Raw genomic sequence first — 15,343 nt, forward strand, 5'->3', positions numbered from 1 at the left:
TGTTAGCTCAAAAAACGAAGAGCCCCCGTACTTGGTTGAGTGCGGGGGCTTCTTATTTAGGCAGAACCGGGCCTTGCACTATAAAGGCAAGCTAACAGCTCAACCTAACTCCAGTACCAGCGCCGTGCGGCTTGTGAGGTAAAGGCTCAGCTGGTGCCCACCTTTTACAGCCACGGTTTCGTAGCGGTATTCATCGTCGATGCGGGCGAAGCCGCCGAAATCGGGGGCGTCAGAATCGAGCACGATGCGGTAGCGGCCGGCGGCCGGCACGACGAAGCGGTAGTCGGGGATGCTGCGCTCGGTGTGCAGGTTGAAGGCGAACAGCAACGGGCCGCGCTGAAAGACGAGGACCTGGTTTTCGGGGTCGAGGTGGAGTTGATGGGCAGGGCCGGCGGCCAGCAGGTGGCTGCGTCGGACCAGCTGAATCATGGCCCGGTCGAAGTTCAGCAGGTACTGAAACTTCAGGTCGGGGTTGTCGGCCAGGCTCCACTGGCGGCGCGCGAAATGGTGGCTCCAGTCGTTGCCCTCCCGTGGGAAATCGACCCACTCGGGATGGCCAAACTCGTTGCCGATAAAGTTGAGGTAGGCCTCGCCGCCCAGGCTGATGGTGAGCAGCCGGATGAGCTTGTGCAGGGCCACGCCCCGGGCCACAATCGGATCGGTGTCGGTGTGGCCCATATGCTGGTAAATGGCGTCATCCAATAGCCAGTGCGCCAGTGTTTTGTCGCCCACCAAGGCCTGATCGTGGCTTTCGGCATAGGCCACGGTTTTCTCGCCGTCGCGGCGGTTGCCCAGCACATACCACACATCGTAGAGGTTCCACTCCTCGTCGCGGGTGTGCTTGAGCAGCTTGATCCAGTAGTCGGGAATGCCCATGCCCAGCCGGTAATCAAACCCCATACCGCCCTCGGCAATGGGCCGGCACAAACCGGGCATCCCGCTCATATCTTCGGCGATGAGCAGGGCGCTACGCTTGATTTCGTGCACCAGCGTGGTAGCCAGCTGCAGGTAAAGAACGGCGTCCTCATCTACCTCGGGACCGAAGTACGACTCGTAGCCGCCGAAGCTCACGCCCTCGCCGTGGTGATGGTAGAGCATGCTCGTGATGCCATCGAAGCGGAAGCCGTCGATGTGAAATTCCTCGAGCCAGTAGCGCAGGTTACTGAGCAGGAACTGCTGCACCTCGGGCTTGCCGTAGTCGAACAGGCGCGAATCCCAGCCCGGATGCTCGCCCCGGGTTCCGGCGTGGAAATACTGGTGGCCCGAGCCGTCGAAGTTGGCCAGGCCCTCGGCCTCGTTTTTTACGGCGTGCGAATGCACAATATCGAGCAGCACGGCTATGCCCCGGCGGTGGGCTTCGTTGATGAGGTACTTAAGCTCCTCGGGCGTGCCGAAGCGCGACGACACGGCGAAGAAATTGGCCACGTGGTAGCCGAACGAGCCGTAGTACGGATGCTCCATAACGGCCATCAGCTGCACGCAGTTGTAGCCGCCGGCCGCAATGCGTGGCAATATCTGGTCGGCAAACTCGACGTAGGAGCCCACCCGGCCCTCTTCGAGCGCCATGCCCACGTGGGCCTCGTAAATAAGCGGCTCGCGCACGGCATTGGCCACCCGAAACTTCTGGTCGGTCCAGGCGAAAGACTGCTCGGGCCGCCAGACCTGGCCGGCGAAATCGTGGGTTTCGGGGTTCTGCACGGCCCGGCGCAGCATGGCCGGTAGGCGGTCCTGGGCGCCGCGGGCACTCACTACATGCACTTTGTAGAGGGAGTGGTGCGTGAGGCGGTCCTTGTATTGCTTGTCGGGCAGAAAAACCTCCCACACGCCATCCTCGCCCTTGGCAAGGGGCGTGGCTTGCCGGTTCCAGTCGTTGAAGTCACCAATCAGGCTCAGGGCCTGGGCGGCGGGGGCCCACTCGCGGTACCAGTGGCCGCGGCGGCGGCCATCGTAGTGCAGGCCCAGGCGCTGGTGGGCGGTGGCGAACTTGCTCAGCGAGCCATACTGCTGGCTGATATCGGCCAGCCGGTCGGCCAGCCGCTGCTGGCGACGGTGCAGCACCGGCTCGTAGGGAGCCAGCCAGGGGTCGTGCTGCACGAGAGGCAGCGCGGGCAAAGCGGCGGCAGAATCGGGCGAGGCAGTTGGCGTGGTCATGGCGGAAGCGGCAAAGGTGCAGGGTTGCGCTCAAAACTACGTGGAATCGGACAATGGGTCTCAACTCAGCCGTAAGTTGGCGGAGCAGTTGGTTGATTCAGACAGAAAACCTGTTAGGCAGAGCGCAACAGAGAATGACGGATTATTTGAGTTGAAATCGGCTTACTTTACCCGTATGAAGCACTTTTCCTTCCTGCTGCTGCTGGCCGGGCTGGCTGCCTGCACCACAGCTCCGCCTGCTACGTCGACCACTACTTTAACGGCCTCCACTTTGGCGGCATCGGTGCCAGCGGCCACGCCCGTTGCTACCGATAAGGCCATGGTTGTTTCGGCGCACCCCGAAGCCACGCGCATTGGCGTGGAGGTGCTGCAGCGCGGCGGCAACGCCTACGACGCGGCCGTGGCCGTACAGTTTGCGCTGGCCGTGGCCCTGCCGGTGGCCGGCAACATTGGGGGCGGCGGCTTTGCGCTCTACCGCGGCGCCGACGGCCAGGAAGGCGCGCTGGACTTCCGCGAAACGGCTCCCGCTGCCGCCACCCGCAACATGTACCTCGACGCGGCCGGCAACGTGGTGCCCAACCTGAGCACCCGGGGCCACCGGGCGGCCGGCGTGCCGGGCACCGTAGCCGGCATGTGGGCGCTGCACCGCAAGCTGGGCAAGCTCCCGTGGAAAGAGGTAGTGGAGCCGGCCGTGCAACTGGCCGCCCAGGGCCTGAAGCTGACGGCCAAAGAAGCCGCCGGCCTCAACGGGCAGCAGGCCATCTTCGCTCAGTTCAACGCCACCAATGCCTACCTCAAAGCCAGCCCCTGGCAGACCGGCGAAACCATTCGCTACCCCGAGCTGGGCCGCACGCTGGGCCGCATCCGCGACCAGGGCGCGGCCGGTTTCTACGCGGGCGAAACCGCCGATTTGCTGGTGGCCGAAATGAAGCGCGGCGGCGGCCTGATTACCAAAACCGATTTGGCCGCTTATCAGCCTAAGTGGCGCACACCGCTGAAGGGCAGCTACCACGGCTACGAGGTGCTCACGTTTCCGCCGCCCAGCTCGGGGGGAGTGGCGCTGCTGCAGCTGCTGCAAATGCTGGAGCCCTACAACCTGCAAGCCGCCGGCTGGCACGCGCCCGAGGCCGTGCATTGGCTCACCGAGGCCGAGCGTCGGGTGTACGCCGACCGCGCCACCTACCTCGGCGACCCCGACTTCGGCCGCGTGCCGGTGGCTCAGCTACTCGACCCCACCTATAACCGCCGCCGCATGGCCACCATGCAGCCGCGCCAGGCCACGCCCAGCGCGCAGGTAGCGGCCGGCACCAACCTGCCCGGCTACGAATCGGACCAGACGACGCACTATAACATCGTGGACGCGCTGGGCAACGCCGTGAGCTGCACGACCACGCTCAATGGAGCCTACGGCAGCAAAGTAGTAGTGGCCGGGGCGGGCTTTCTGCTCAACAACGAGATGGACGATTTCAGCAGCAAGCCCGGCACGCCCAACGCCTACGGGCTGGTGGGCGGAGCGGCCAACGCCATTGCCCCCGGCAAGCGCATGCTTTCTTCCATGACGCCGGCCATCCTGCTCAAGGACAACAAGCTGGCCCTGGTAATCGGCACGCCCGGCGGCAGCACCATCATCACCAGCGTACTCCAGGGCATCCTCAACGTCGTCGATTACGGCCACAATGCCCAGCAGGCCGTGGCCGCGCCGCGCCTGCACCACCAATGGCTCCCCGATCTGCTCGACGTGGAATCGGGCGCCCTGCTGCCCGCCGCTCAGGATTCGTTGCGGGCCCGTGGCTACCAGCTCAACGCCCGCAGCCCCTGGGGCCGCCTGGAAATCATCCGGGTGCTGCCCGATGGCCGCCTAGAAGGCGGCGCCGACCCCCGCGGCGACGATAATGCAGCGGGCTATTAGGGAATAGGGACAAACGGAAACGCCTGTCATCCTGACGAAGGAAGGACCCTACCACGCAGGAACAGCCGTAACAACGACTCGCTCTTGCGTGGTAAGGTCCTTCCTTCGTCAGGATGACAGGCGTTTTAATATTCTGGCCGCTGACTCCTGAATTTTAGCTACCAGAAGCTACGACTTCAGCGACTTGGCGGCATCACTCAGCGTTTGGCCAAGCTGCTGGAGCTTATCCTTTGCGTCGTCGGTGGCACTGGCGGCGGCTTTGGTGGTGTGCTCGCCCAAGGTGCTCAGCGACTGGCTCATTTTTGAGGCATCGCCGCCGCCGATGGCAGTTTTCAGATTTTTCAGCTCGTCGGCAATAGCGCTTAAAGCGGGGCTACCGGCGCCGTTAAGGGTCGAAACCCAGCTGTCGATGTTGCCACCGGCAGCGGGGGCTGCCTGGCTTAGGCCGCCTTGCAGGGCCTGGAGGGTGGCGTCGAGTTGGCTGGTGGAAGTGGAAGCACTCATAGTAGGTGTGGTTATGGTGGAAGAATTGAACACCACTAGTACCAGCTACTTGCCTTAAAAGTTGACAGTCAAATAATTAAACATTCACTACTAAAACATATCAAGCGGTAAATGGTGTGAGATTAAAATTGCGCCCAGACGAAAAAATTCGGGTTCCGGGAGTTGCTTACGCAAATTCCGGAACCCGAATTTTATACGGTTTCACTTTATATGGTTACAAGATTTTGGGCAAAACAGCCTACGACATCTTCAGGTTGCCGGCGGCTATTACCAGTGTCTGGCCCAGGTGGCGGAGCTGGTCGCCGGTGTTGTCGGTGAGGCTATGCATGCCGTGGGCGATACGCGAGGTTTCGGTACCCAGCCGCTGCAGGGTGGCGGCAATAGCAGGCCGGTCGTCGCGCTCGACGTAGGAGCGCAGGTTGCGCAGTTCGGTCTGCAGCCCGGTGAGGGCCGAGCCCCCCAACCCGTCGATAGCGTCAATCCAGCTGTCAATGTCACCCAAACCGGCCTCTACGGGGCTGGTGCCCGGATTATCGAAGGTGTCATAAATTCGGCGGACGGTCTGGTCGATGCGGGTTGCGTGGCTCATACGGAAAATGTTAGGGAGTGCTTGTTGAGGAACGTGTACGCCGGCCGGCCGGGTGGTGTTGCCTAAGCGGCCCGGGCGGGCAGACCGGAGCCAGATCAGTTTGCCCTTTGTACCGTCTCTGGACTTGCTACCAACGGTGCTACAGGCCGTAGCAGAACCACTGCTCATTCCCCCACGGCCGTTAGCTCGAATGCCAGCTTGAAATCGTTGCGAATGGCATAGGAGCCCAGGTTTTGGAAGAAACTGCTGGAGTTGTACTGAATGCCGAACTGGGTACGGTCGAGGGTGGCGCTGCCGCTGATGCGCAGCCGGCCATCGGGCCGCGGCTCCACAACGAGCGGGAAACGGACGGGCCGGGTGACACCGCGCAGCGTGAGCTGGCCAATCGCCACACCAGCCCGCACCTGCTGCAGCTCGAAAACGGCCGTCGGATATTTTGTTACCGCGAAAAAATCTTCTCCGCGCAAGTGTTCGGCCAACTGCGCCTGCTCCTGGTCCAGGGTGGTCATATCGAACTCGAAACGGCCGTTGCGCAACGTGCGGCCATCGTAGTTGAAGCGGCCGCGGCGGAGCTGCACGGTACCGCTGGGCGCGTAGCCCCCCACTTCGGCATAGCCAGTCCAGGTAACGGCGACCGGCCCCACCCGGTACACCGTGGCGGCAGCCCGGGCCGCCTGGCGTGGCGGAGAAGCGGAAACAGGTTGAGTTACGGCAGAAGTCAGAAACAGGAAAAGCGCGAGGAATTTCATCAGCTTAGGAAAAGTGGGCGCGGATTTATATCTGCTGCCCGGGTGTGGGAGGTTGGGCAATAGCCAGCGGCGGCTTGTTGCTTTTAGCGCGGAATAGCTTCGGTCTCAATCAGCCCGAAGCCCTTGTAGAGCTTGCCGGCCGGGTCGCGGGCCAGTATATACCACAGTGCGTCGCCGCCATACAAGCCCCGGGCACTGTCGGCGTAGCGGTAATTTTGGGCGAAGGTATAGGTGCGGCCGGGGCGCAGGCGGCCCTCGGGGCACTGGAAGAGGGTGGCAAACTCGGCGGGGGTTTGCTGCAGGTTGGGCTGCCAGCCGGCTTCACTGTACCAGATAAAGCTGCCGCATTCCACCACCGTCAGCTCCTGCCCTACTTCGGAGCGCAACATGGTGCTATGCTGCCAGACGAAGCCGCCGGGCTGCCCGGGGTTGGGCTGCGGGTAAACCGGGTTGGGCGTATGCCAGAGCGTGAGGCCCACGGGCACCTGCCGGAGCTTGTCAGGCAGAAGGCGGCGGTGGTCGGTCCAGACTGGGGCGGCGGCGGGCAGCGCAGTTTGGGCCAGCAGGGCCGCCGGTGCAGCAGTCAGGGCGGCCAGTAGCAGCAGTAGTTTCATAGGGCTTGGGGCTTGATGAACGACCCAAAGGTGCCCGCTCAAACCGTCCTAAACGCCCCGAATCCAGCATCGGAACGCCCCAAATCGTGATATGGGCGCTAATTTGGTGAATGCCTGAGTTGGCGAATGAGTGCAGGAGGCGCAAAGAACCGGGCGTCTGCGCCGCCGCGCCGCCTAAAGGTTAAGCGCACCCATCACCCATTCACCAACTCACTCATTCACTGTTCCACTCCCGGGGAGCCAGGCCGGTGAACTGCTTGAAGATGCGGTTGAAAGTGGTTTTGGAGTTGAAGCCGCACTCCAGCGCCAGCCCCAGCAGGGTGAGGCGCTGAGCGTCGGGAGTGGCCAGGCGGCGCTTCACCTCGGCCACCCGATAGCCGTTTATCAGGTCGTTGAAACTCTGGCCGAAGCCCTGGTTGACGGTAAACGAAATCAGCCGGGGGGCCAGGCCAGTGTGGGCCGAGAGTTCAGCCAGCGTGAGGGTGGGGTTGAGGTAGAGCTGCTCCTCCTCGAGCGCCCGCCGGATGCGGGCCAGCGCCACCGCATCAACGGCCGGCGCAGTCGTCGCCAGCGTGTCGGGTGCTAAAGCTGGAATGGGAAGCTCATTGCGGAGGGAGCCGGCCGCTACAGCAGCAACCAAAGCGCCTCCCAAACCAGTGGAAGCCGCAGTTTCGGATGTGGCCGGGGCCACTTCGGGCACGAAGCGGACGGCCTGCATATCGGCTTGGCGCAGGCCCACTACGCCAATCAGGAATACGACCATACCCAGCAGTTCGGTGGAGTAGTCATACTGATAATAAAGCCCGAAAAATTCGCGCAGGACCACTTCCAGCAGCCACTGCAGACTCACGAGGCCCACCAGCACCAGCAATACCCGCAGCCAGCGCAGGCGCAGCTCGGAGGTTTCGGAGAAATTGTCGGGCAGCCAGCGCCCATACTGCCGCAGCAGCCGCAGGCTCAGCGCCAGATACACGGTGAGCGACACCCAGGTACCGATGAATTCCAGCCGGTAGGTGTAGGGCCTGTGCACGTATTCCCAGAACCAGGCCCGGGTGGTGTAGGGCTGGGTGCGCAGGCCCCAGTACAGGGCCGCCTGCAACAACACCGGCCCAAAATGCCAGAGCTGCCTCGCCCGAAACCGGAACGCGTGGTTGATCAGGCTGCGCACGTAAAAGTACAGCAGCGGCCCGAAGGCGAAAGAGTAGTAAATGGGCGCAAAATACCAGTTGGCGTTTTGGGCGTAGATGCCGGCAAGGCGAAAAAATCCGTCGAGCAGCCACAGGGCAATGGCCAGCATAAGCAACGCCAGGAAGCGGTTGGGCAGGCGGTTCCGACGGGCCAGCGCCAACAGCCCCGCCGCGAAAACGGCCTGCGCCACCACCGCCAACAGGGACACAACGAGCGGGGTAAAAGGTATCTGCATGGGGTTTTTGGCAGTTAATGATTGGCGTTGCACTGACGACTACCCCGACGGCCCGTCCCATACTGCCCGCATCTCACTGGCCCAAAAGGTAATAAAACAGCAACTGGCACGGGGCAGAACTCGGCAGCAGCCCGGGCGTGACCTCAGATGAACTGTTACCGTCTGCCGCCCTTCTGGCTTTAGCACGGCTCTGCTACCGAGCTCCTAAGCATGCGCACCGGGCTCACATCTACTGCCAACCTACCATTACAGCCCATTCACTAACAGGCTATTGCAATAGATATCCGGCCCGTTCACCAAAGCAGGCAGCATCTTGAACAGGGCAACGGATTGCTGTAGCCAGCCAACCAGAGGCGCCGCAAACTCCGTATCTCGACTTTACCACCGTTTTTATCTTATGCCCAACCTTACCCCGACCGCCCACCCCGATGCCCACCTGTTTAGGGTACAGCACCCCGAGTGGGCCGCCAACGCGACCATCTACGAAGTCAATATCCGACAATACACGCCTGAAGGCACATTCCGGGCCTTTATGGCGCACCTGCCGCGGCTGGCCGAAATGGGCATCAGCATCATCTGGCTGATGCCCATTCACCCGATTGGCGAGCAGGGCCGTAAGGGCACGCGGGGCAGCCAGTACGCCGTGCGCGACTATTTTGGGGTGAACCCGGAGTTCGGGACGCTGACCGATCTGCGGGCCTTGGTGGCCGAAGCCCACCGCCTGGGCCTGCGCGTGCTGCTCGACTGGGTGGCCAACCATACCAGCTGGGACAACCCCCTCGTACAGGCGCACCCCCACTGGTACCAGCACGATGCCCAGGGCCAGCTAATGCCGCCCGTGGCCGACTGGCACGACGTGGTAGCCCTCGACTACAGCCAGCCCGACCTGCGCCGCTATATGACGGAGGCGCTGAGCTACTGGGTGCGCGAGGCCGATATCGACGGCTACCGCTGCGACGTGGCCGCGCTGGTACCTACCAACTTCTGGGACGAGGTGCGGCCGGCCCTGGAAGCCATCAAGCCCGTGTTCATGCTGGCCGAGTGGGACGAGCTGTATCCTTCGGGCGGCCTGAGCTGGGAGGATTTCAACCCCGATACCCACCTGCTGGAACGCGCCTTCGACATGACGTTTGGCCTGCGCCTGCACTACCTGTTCGACAGCATCGCCGAAGGCAAGGCCGAACCGGCGGCCATCGACGAGTACCGCGCCGCCGAACGGGCCAAGTACCCGGCGCGGGTGTACCTGATGAATTTCACTAGCAACCACGACGTGAACAGCTGGGACGGCACCGAATATGAGCGCCTGGGGCCGCTGGCGCAGCCTTTCGCCGTGCTCACGGTGCTGCTGCCGGGCATGCCGCTGGTGTATTCGGGGCAGGAAGCCGGGCTGAACAGACGGCTGGCCTTCTTCGACCACGACCCGATAGATTGGCAGCATTTCCCGCTCCAGAACTTCTATACCCAACTATTGCAGCTCAAGCGCCGCCACCCGACCCTGCGCAACGGCGACCCGGCCAGCCGCTTCGTGCGCCTGCCCGGCCCGGCCAGCCTCTACGGCTTCATCCGCGAAAAGGCCGGCGCGGCCGTGCTCTGCGTCATCAACACGGCCCCCGAAACGGCGGCCCTGCCCCTACCCGAGTCCGCCGCCGGCACCTGGCGCGACATTTTCAGCGAGGAGCAACTCATGTTCCGGACCGGAGACGAGCTGCCCGTATCCGGCCACGGCTGGCGGGTGCTGGAAAGAGTAGCGGGGTGATGATAAGCCGGTGTACGTTCGTCTCATAAGGTACCCCGAGTTGCGCAGAACGACGTGGGGGCGGGAACAACCGCAGGACAGCGAAGCGAAGCCCCGCCCCTACGTCGCCCTCCCCCATCACTGCATTACCTCCGCCAGTGCCGCCTCTACAATAAGCTGGCGGGCGGGGCCGAAACGGGCATCGGCGGGCTGGCCATTTTGGGGCTCGGCATTGAGGGCGAAGAAGATGCGCCGGCCATCGGCGCGGGCCAGCCAGCCCACCAGCCAGCCGTTGTCGGGGTTGCCGGCCGAGCGGAAGCGCCAGCCGGTTTTACCGTAGAGCGTGGCGGTGGGCGTTTTCCGGAGAATAAGTAGCTGCTTTACGGCCTGCTGGTGGCGCTTGGCAATGGGCAGGGTTTCGGCCTGCAGGCGGCGCAGGAAATCGATTTGTTCAAACTGGCTGATGCGCGAATCGCCATCGAGCCAGAAGGTATCGAGCGTGGCGGGCGTAACCACCATGCCGGGGTAGCCCAGCTTCGGCAGCCACTGCTGGTAGGCGGCCACGCCAATGCGGCGGGCCAACTGCTGGTAGCAGGGCACGGCCGACACGCGCAGGGCCCGGGCAAAAGGCATATCCTGGTTCCAGGCAGCAATACTGCGCGTGGTGCCGTCCCAGCGGCAGATGTCGGCCGTGTCGCGCAGGGCGCCGGTTTGCAGGGCCAGCAGGGTGTTGGGGATTTTGAACGTGGAGGCCGGCAGAAAACGCTGGCGGCAGCGGGCGGCGTTGTAGGCGGTGAACTGCCCGGCCGTTTCGTCGTAGAGCAGCAGGGAGCCGTCGAGGCCCTGGGCCCGGAACAAGGGGCCGAAATCGTACTCGGCAACTGCTTGGCCAGCCAGCGGACGGGTACAGGCGGCCAGTAGCAGCGTATAAAAAACCAATAGCAACAAGAAGGCCTGGCGCATGGATTTGCGGAGTTCGTACGCCCAAAAGTACGCGCCGCGCCGAACCAGAGCCCACACCATCAACTCCCATCAGTTACTTTCCCAACTCCGAACCCTCTTAGCTTAACAAAATGCAACAACGCGAACTGGGCCGCTCGGGCCTGCGCACCGCACCCCTCGTACTGGGCGGCAACGTATTCGGCTGGACCGCCGACGAGGCGACCTCCTTTAAGGTGCTCGATGCCTTTGTGGCCGGCGGCGGCAACGCCATTGATACGGCCAACGTGTACTCGGCCTGGGTGCCGGGCCACCAGGGTGGCGAATCAGAAGCCGTTATCGGCAAGTGGCTGCAGCGCCGCGGCCGGCGCGACGATGTACTCATCTTCTCGAAAGTGGGCATGAAGATGGGCGACGGCCGCCAGGGCCTGGGCCGCGACTACATCCGCACAGCGGTAGAGGAGACGCTCAGCCGCCTCAAAACCGATTATATTGATTTGTACCAGTCGCACCAGGACGATGAGGAGCGCACCGTAACCGAGCCGCTGGAAGCGTACGCCGAGCTCATTAAAGAGGGTAAGGTGCGCGCCATTGGGGCCAGCAACTTCGGGGCCGGGCGGCTGTGGGCGGCCCTGCAGGCCAGCGAAACCCAGGGCCTGCCCCGCTACGAAACCTTTCAGCCCGAGTACAACCTTTACCAGCGCGAGGCGCTCGAAAAAGACCTGCTCCCGCTCTGCCAGGAGTACGGCCTGGGCATCATCCCGTACTTCGGGCTGGCCTCGGGCTTCCTGACGGGCAAGTACCGCTCGGAGAAAGACCTGGCCAAAAGCGTGCGCGGCAGCAGCATCGGCCCCAAATACCTCAACGAGCGCGGCTATACCGTTCTGGCGGCCCTGGATGCTGTGGTAGCCCGCCACGCCGGCACCTCGCCCGCCCAGGTGGCCCTGGCCTGGATTATGGCCCGCCCCGGCCTGACGGCCCCCATTGCCTCGGCCACCAGCGTGAGCCAAGTGGAGGAACTGATTAAAGCCATGCAATTGGAACTGACGGAAGCCGATATGCACCAGCTGAGCCAAGCGAGTGATTAGTGATTAGTGATTAGTGATTAGTGATTAGTGATTAGTGATTAGTGATTAGTGATTAGTGGAAGAACGTCATGCTGCTCAGCATGACGTTCTTTTCGACCAATTCCCCATGCGACCAACTCACATTACCACCAAGCTCAATTAAATGGACCAACCGCCCGTAGTACCGTTCGACTGGCACCGCATTTTGTGGGCCGATAACACGACGTGGGTGTTTCTGCTTGAAATTGCCTTCCGCTGCGGCGTTATGTACCTGCTGATTCTGGGGGCGTTGCGGGTAATGGGGCGGCGCGGGGTGCGGCAGCTTTCTATTTTCGAGCTGAGTATTATTCTGGGCCTGGGCTCGGCCGCCGGCGACGCCATGCTCTACGACGACACGCCCCTGCTGCCCACGCTGGTCGTGTTCGGGATGGTGACGGGCTTCTACCTGCTCTTCAACCGCCTCACCGAGTGGTACCCGCGTTTCTCCGACTGGCTGGAGGGCCAGCCCGTGCTACTGATCGAGGAAGGCATCATCAACCAGCAACACTTTAAACAGCAGAACCTGACGCTAAAGGAGCTATTCGGCGAGCTGCGGCAGCTGCAGGTGGAGCACCTGGGGCAGGTGCGCCGGGCCTACGTGGAGGCCACCGGCGAATTTAGCGTGTATTTTTTCGAGGATGACGCCGTGCGGCCCGGCCTGCCCATCTGGCCCGAGCGGCTCGCTGAGGCCCAGCCCACGGCAGCCCAGGCCGGCCCCCACGCCTGCGTCAGTTGCGGGCTGGTACGCGAGCTGGCCGAGGCCGCCGCCGCCCGCTGCGCCAACTGCCACAACAATGCCTGGCTGCCCACCAGCACGGCCCGGCGGGTAGATTGAAGCAGGCAAGCACTCGTTGGCTTCCGGCCTGCACAACTGGCAGAACATTATTTGCTCACCGTGAGCCGCCAATACACGAGCGTGCCCTGGTGGCCTCCAGTCCACTTTTCTCCTTTCAGGTACAGCGTGTTCGGGCCGGTCCAGAACAGCTCTTCCGGCTCCCAGGCAGTTGGCCGCAGCTCCCAGAACGGGCGTAGCGTGCCGTTTTTCAACCGCAAAAGCTGCACTAGGTTTGGCTGACCACCCGAGTATTCCAGGCCCGCACTGATGGCGGCGACGCTCCGCTGGTCGGGCGAGTACAGCGGCGGACCGTAGAGCGTCAGGCGGCGGCCTTCGGGACTGATAAGCCACCACTCGCCGGTTTCATACAACGTTACTTCCACCAGATGCCGCCGGAAGGGCGTGAGCAGGCCGAGGTAGGCATACCGGGTTTCCTGCTCCTCCGACTGGCCGCGCGCGACGGCCGCCGCATCAATTACCACGTTGCGGTAGTGCTGCGGGCCGGCCGTGGTTGGGATAGTGAGTTGCCCGTTGCGGGCTTGAACTGGAAAAGTGGTGGGCACTTTGGCAGGCGTGCCTGCTGCTTTGGCCTGTTGATATTCGGTCGCGGATATAGCGCGGAAGGTGACGGTAGGCGGGGCATCTGGCCGGGCCACGAGCAACAACACAACGGGCCACGAGCGTATCTGCATGCCCTAAAGTAGCCACCAGCCGTTAAACCACCCAGCGTTGCGCCATCCATTTCCCTGTTGCCCCGCCGCGCCCTACCTTGCCGCCCGATATGCCCGACCACTTGCCCGACCAACTGCCCCCCGACCCCGCCGCCCCCCTGCCCTACCTCATCATCGACTTCGACTCCACCTTCACGCAGGTGGAAGGGCTGGACGAGCTGGCCGATATTGCCCTTGAAAACAGTCCCGAACGTGAGAACATCGTGGGCCAGATTCGGGCGCTGACCGACCGGGGCATGAGCGGGGAACTAAACTTTGCCGACTCGCTGAAGCAGCGGCTGGCGCTGCTGCCGGCCCGGCGCGAGCATATCGGCCTGCTGGTGGCGCGGCTGCGGGGCAAAGTGTCGGAGAGCATTAAGCGCAATCGAGGCTTTTTTGAGCAGTTTCCGGGCCGGGTGTACATCGTCAGCAGCGGCTTCCGCGAGTTTATTGAGCCGGTGGTAGGCGAGTTCGGCATTGCCCCCGAGTTCGTGCTGGCCAACACGTTTACGTTTGCCGATGACGGCCGCATCACCGGCTTCGACCCCGACAATGTGCTGAGCCGCGACGGCGGCAAAATTGAGCAGCTGCGGCGCCTGCACCTAACCGGGCCGGTGTACGTGCTCGGCGACGGCTACACCGACTACCAGATGCGCGAGGCCGGCCTGGCCGACCGCTTCTACGCTTTCACCGAGAACGTGGCCCGCCCCGCCGTGGTGGCCCAGGCCGATAAAGTATTGCCTTCCTTCGACGAGTTTCTCTACCAGAACAAGCTACCCATGAGCCTGAGCTACCCCAAAAACCGCATCAAAGTACTGCTGCTCGAAAACCCCGATTCGCGCGCCGAGGAGCTGTTCCGGGCCGAGGGCTACCAGGTGGAAATCGTGACGGGCGGGCTGGACGAAGACGAGCTGGTGGCCCGCATCGAGGGCGTGAGCCTGCTCGGCATCCGCAGCAAAACCCAGGTAACGGCCCGGGTGCTCGAAGCCGCCAACCGGCTCATCGGCATCGGCGCGTTCTGCATCGGCACCAACCAGATTGACCTGACCGAGTGCCTCAAAAAAGGCGTGGCCGTGTTCAACGCGCCCTTCAGCAACACCCGCTCGGTGGTGGAGCTGGCGCTGGGCGAAATCCTGCTGCTGGCCCGCCGCATCCCCGAAAAAAACGCCAAAATGCACACCGGCCACTGGGATAAATCGGCGGGCGGGGCGTTTGAGGTGCGGGGAAAGAAGCTGGGCATCGTGGGCTACGGCAACATCGGCTCGCAGCTGTCGGTGGTGGCCGAGGCCATCGGGCTGCAGGTGCTCTACTTTGATATTGCCGAGAAGCTGCAGCTGGGCAACGCCACCCGCTGCCGCACCCTGGCCGAGCTGCTGGAGCAGGCCGACATCGTGACGCTGCACGTGGATGGCCGCTCCGAAAACACCAACCTGTTCGGGGCCGAAGAATTTGCCCGTATGAAGCCCGGCGCCCTGTTTCTCAACAACGCCCGCGGCCCGGTGGTGGATGTGCCCGCGCTGGCCGCCGCGTTGCGGGCCGGCCACCTGGGCGGGGCCGCCGTCGATGTGTTTCCGGAGGAGCCCAAAACCAACGCCGAGCCCTTCGAGAGCGAGCTGCGGGGCCTGCCCAACGTGCTGCTCACGCCCCACATCGGGGGCTCCACGGCCGAGGCCCAGCGCAACATTGCCGAGTTTGTGCCCGAGCGGCTGATGCAGTACGTGAACACCGGCAACACCCAGCAGAGCGTCAATTTCCCCAATATTCAGCTGCCCGAGCAGGCCGCCCACCGGCTCATGCACATCCACCACAACGTGCCCGGCGTACTGGCCCGCATCAACCAGGTGCTGGCCGCCCACTCGGTCAATATTCTGGGTCAGTACCTGAAAACCAACGAGCACATTGGCTACGTGATTACCGACGTGGACAAGCAATACGAGCCCGCCCTGATCGAGGAGCTGCGTGAAGTGGAGCACACCATCAAGTTCCGGGTGCTCTACTAGACCACGGATTAGCGCGGAGTTGTAGCGGATTGCATGAATTCTGTGGACGGTTTCGTGGCGCCGGAGCACTCGTTTTATT

Annotated in this window: 13 protein-coding genes; 5 read left to right on the top strand and 8 right to left on the bottom strand. The window is 63.1% G+C overall.

All coding sequences use genetic code 11. The annotated features are described in order from the left end of the window. Window positions 1-99: 99 nt before the first annotated feature. The gene (locus BLW21_RS09090; protein ID WP_092739199.1) at window positions 100-2,151 is read right to left on the bottom strand and encodes an alpha amylase C-terminal domain-containing protein; all 2,052 of its coding nucleotides are present in this window, start codon (window positions 2,149-2,151) and stop codon (window positions 100-102) included. A gap of 175 nt (window positions 2,152-2,326) precedes the next feature. Here BLW21_RS09090 and ggt point away from each other — a divergent pair, with 175 nt between their 5' ends. Continuing rightward, entirely contained in the window at window positions 2,327-4,060 is a 1,734-nt protein-coding gene (ggt, locus tag BLW21_RS09095; protein WP_092739201.1) for a gamma-glutamyltransferase, read from the top strand. A 168-nt stretch (window positions 4,061-4,228) separates the two neighbouring features. On the opposite strand, the gene BLW21_RS09100 is transcribed toward ggt, so the two are convergent. The 5 genes from BLW21_RS09100 to BLW21_RS09120 all read right to left on the bottom strand — a co-directional run bounded on the left by BLW21_RS09100 (window position 4,229) and on the right by BLW21_RS09120 (window position 7,939). Continuing rightward, entirely contained in the window at window positions 4,229-4,564 is a 336-nt protein-coding gene (locus tag BLW21_RS09100) for a hypothetical protein (RefSeq protein WP_092739203.1), read from the bottom strand. Between the two features lie 238 nt (window positions 4,565-4,802). Further along, entirely contained in the window at window positions 4,803-5,153 is a 351-nt protein-coding gene (locus BLW21_RS09105) for a hypothetical protein (RefSeq protein WP_092739205.1), read from the bottom strand. A gap of 164 nt (window positions 5,154-5,317) precedes the next feature. Beyond that, window positions 5,318-5,902, bottom strand: a complete 585-nt coding sequence (locus tag BLW21_RS09110; protein WP_092739207.1) for a YceI family protein — start codon at window positions 5,900-5,902, stop codon at window positions 5,318-5,320. A gap of 83 nt (window positions 5,903-5,985) precedes the next feature. Further along, entirely contained in the window at window positions 5,986-6,516 is a 531-nt protein-coding gene (locus BLW21_RS09115) for a hypothetical protein (RefSeq protein ID WP_092739209.1), read from the bottom strand. Window positions 6,517-6,730: 214 nt separating this feature from the next. Next, entirely contained in the window at window positions 6,731-7,939 is a 1,209-nt protein-coding gene (locus BLW21_RS09120; protein ID WP_092739211.1) for a helix-turn-helix domain-containing protein, read from the bottom strand. 397 nt (window positions 7,940-8,336) lie between these two features. Here BLW21_RS09120 and BLW21_RS09125 point away from each other — a divergent pair, with 397 nt between their 5' ends. Further along, entirely contained in the window at window positions 8,337-9,695 is a 1,359-nt protein-coding gene (locus BLW21_RS09125; RefSeq protein ID WP_092739213.1) for an alpha-amylase family glycosyl hydrolase, read from the top strand. A gap of 117 nt (window positions 9,696-9,812) precedes the next feature. Here BLW21_RS09125 and BLW21_RS09130 read toward each other — a convergent pair whose 3' ends face one another. Continuing rightward, a complete protein-coding gene (locus tag BLW21_RS09130; protein WP_175470909.1) occupies window positions 9,813-10,637 on the bottom strand; it encodes a penicillin-binding transpeptidase domain-containing protein in 825 nt (274 codons plus the stop codon). Window positions 10,638-10,747: 110 nt separating this feature from the next. Here BLW21_RS09130 and BLW21_RS09135 point away from each other — a divergent pair, with 110 nt between their 5' ends. Next, on the top strand, window positions 10,748-11,701 hold the full coding sequence (locus BLW21_RS09135) for an aldo/keto reductase (protein WP_092739217.1): 954 nt from the start codon (window positions 10,748-10,750) through the stop codon (window positions 11,699-11,701). 142 nt (window positions 11,702-11,843) lie between these two features. Beyond that, on the top strand, window positions 11,844-12,554 hold the full coding sequence (locus BLW21_RS09140) for a DUF421 domain-containing protein (protein WP_092739219.1): 711 nt from the start codon (window positions 11,844-11,846) through the stop codon (window positions 12,552-12,554). A gap of 47 nt (window positions 12,555-12,601) precedes the next feature. Here the strand turns inward: BLW21_RS09140 and BLW21_RS09145 are convergent, their stop codons facing one another. Further along, the gene (locus BLW21_RS09145; RefSeq protein ID WP_092739221.1) at window positions 12,602-13,246 is read right to left on the bottom strand and encodes a hypothetical protein; all 645 of its coding nucleotides are present in this window, start codon (window positions 13,244-13,246) and stop codon (window positions 12,602-12,604) included. An 89-nt stretch (window positions 13,247-13,335) separates the two neighbouring features. On the opposite strand from BLW21_RS09145, the gene serA reads away from it, so the two are divergent. Continuing rightward, window positions 13,336-15,264 (top strand): phosphoglycerate dehydrogenase, encoded by a 1,929-nt coding sequence (serA, locus tag BLW21_RS09150; RefSeq protein WP_092739541.1) that lies wholly within the window; start codon window positions 13,336-13,338, stop codon window positions 15,262-15,264. The last annotated feature ends 79 nt before the right edge of the window (window positions 15,265-15,343 follow it).

This window comes from Hymenobacter psychrophilus (assembly GCF_900107135.1).
In the GTDB taxonomy this organism is placed as follows: Bacteria; Bacteroidota; Bacteroidia; order Cytophagales; family Hymenobacteraceae; genus Hymenobacter; species Hymenobacter psychrophilus.

Coding starts and splice junctions, on each gene's coding strand:
- BLW21_RS09125 (WP_092739213.1), top strand. CDS start 8,337: ATGCCCAACCTTACCCCGACCGCCCACCCCGATGCCCACCTGTTTAGG.
- BLW21_RS09130 (WP_175470909.1), bottom strand. CDS start 10,637: ATGCGCCAGGCCTTCTTGTTGCTATTGGTTTTTTATACGCTGCTACTG.
- serA (WP_092739541.1), top strand. CDS start 13,336: ATGCCCGACCACTTGCCCGACCAACTGCCCCCCGACCCCGCCGCCCCC.
- BLW21_RS09110 (WP_092739207.1), bottom strand. CDS start 5,902: ATGAAATTCCTCGCGCTTTTCCTGTTTCTGACTTCTGCCGTAACTCAA.
- BLW21_RS09135 (WP_092739217.1), top strand. CDS start 10,748: ATGCAACAACGCGAACTGGGCCGCTCGGGCCTGCGCACCGCACCCCTC.
- BLW21_RS09145 (WP_092739221.1), bottom strand. CDS start 13,246: ATGCAGATACGCTCGTGGCCCGTTGTGTTGTTGCTCGTGGCCCGGCCA.
- BLW21_RS09100 (WP_092739203.1), bottom strand. CDS start 4,564: ATGAGTGCTTCCACTTCCACCAGCCAACTCGACGCCACCCTCCAGGCC.
- ggt (WP_092739201.1), top strand. CDS start 2,327: ATGAAGCACTTTTCCTTCCTGCTGCTGCTGGCCGGGCTGGCTGCCTGC.
- BLW21_RS09120 (WP_092739211.1), bottom strand. CDS start 7,939: ATGCAGATACCTTTTACCCCGCTCGTTGTGTCCCTGTTGGCGGTGGTG.
- BLW21_RS09115 (WP_092739209.1), bottom strand. CDS start 6,516: ATGAAACTACTGCTGCTACTGGCCGCCCTGACTGCTGCACCGGCGGCC.
- BLW21_RS09105 (WP_092739205.1), bottom strand. CDS start 5,153: ATGAGCCACGCAACCCGCATCGACCAGACCGTCCGCCGAATTTATGAC.
- BLW21_RS09140 (WP_092739219.1), top strand. CDS start 11,844: ATGGACCAACCGCCCGTAGTACCGTTCGACTGGCACCGCATTTTGTGG.
- BLW21_RS09090 (WP_092739199.1), bottom strand. CDS start 2,151: ATGACCACGCCAACTGCCTCGCCCGATTCTGCCGCCGCTTTGCCCGCG.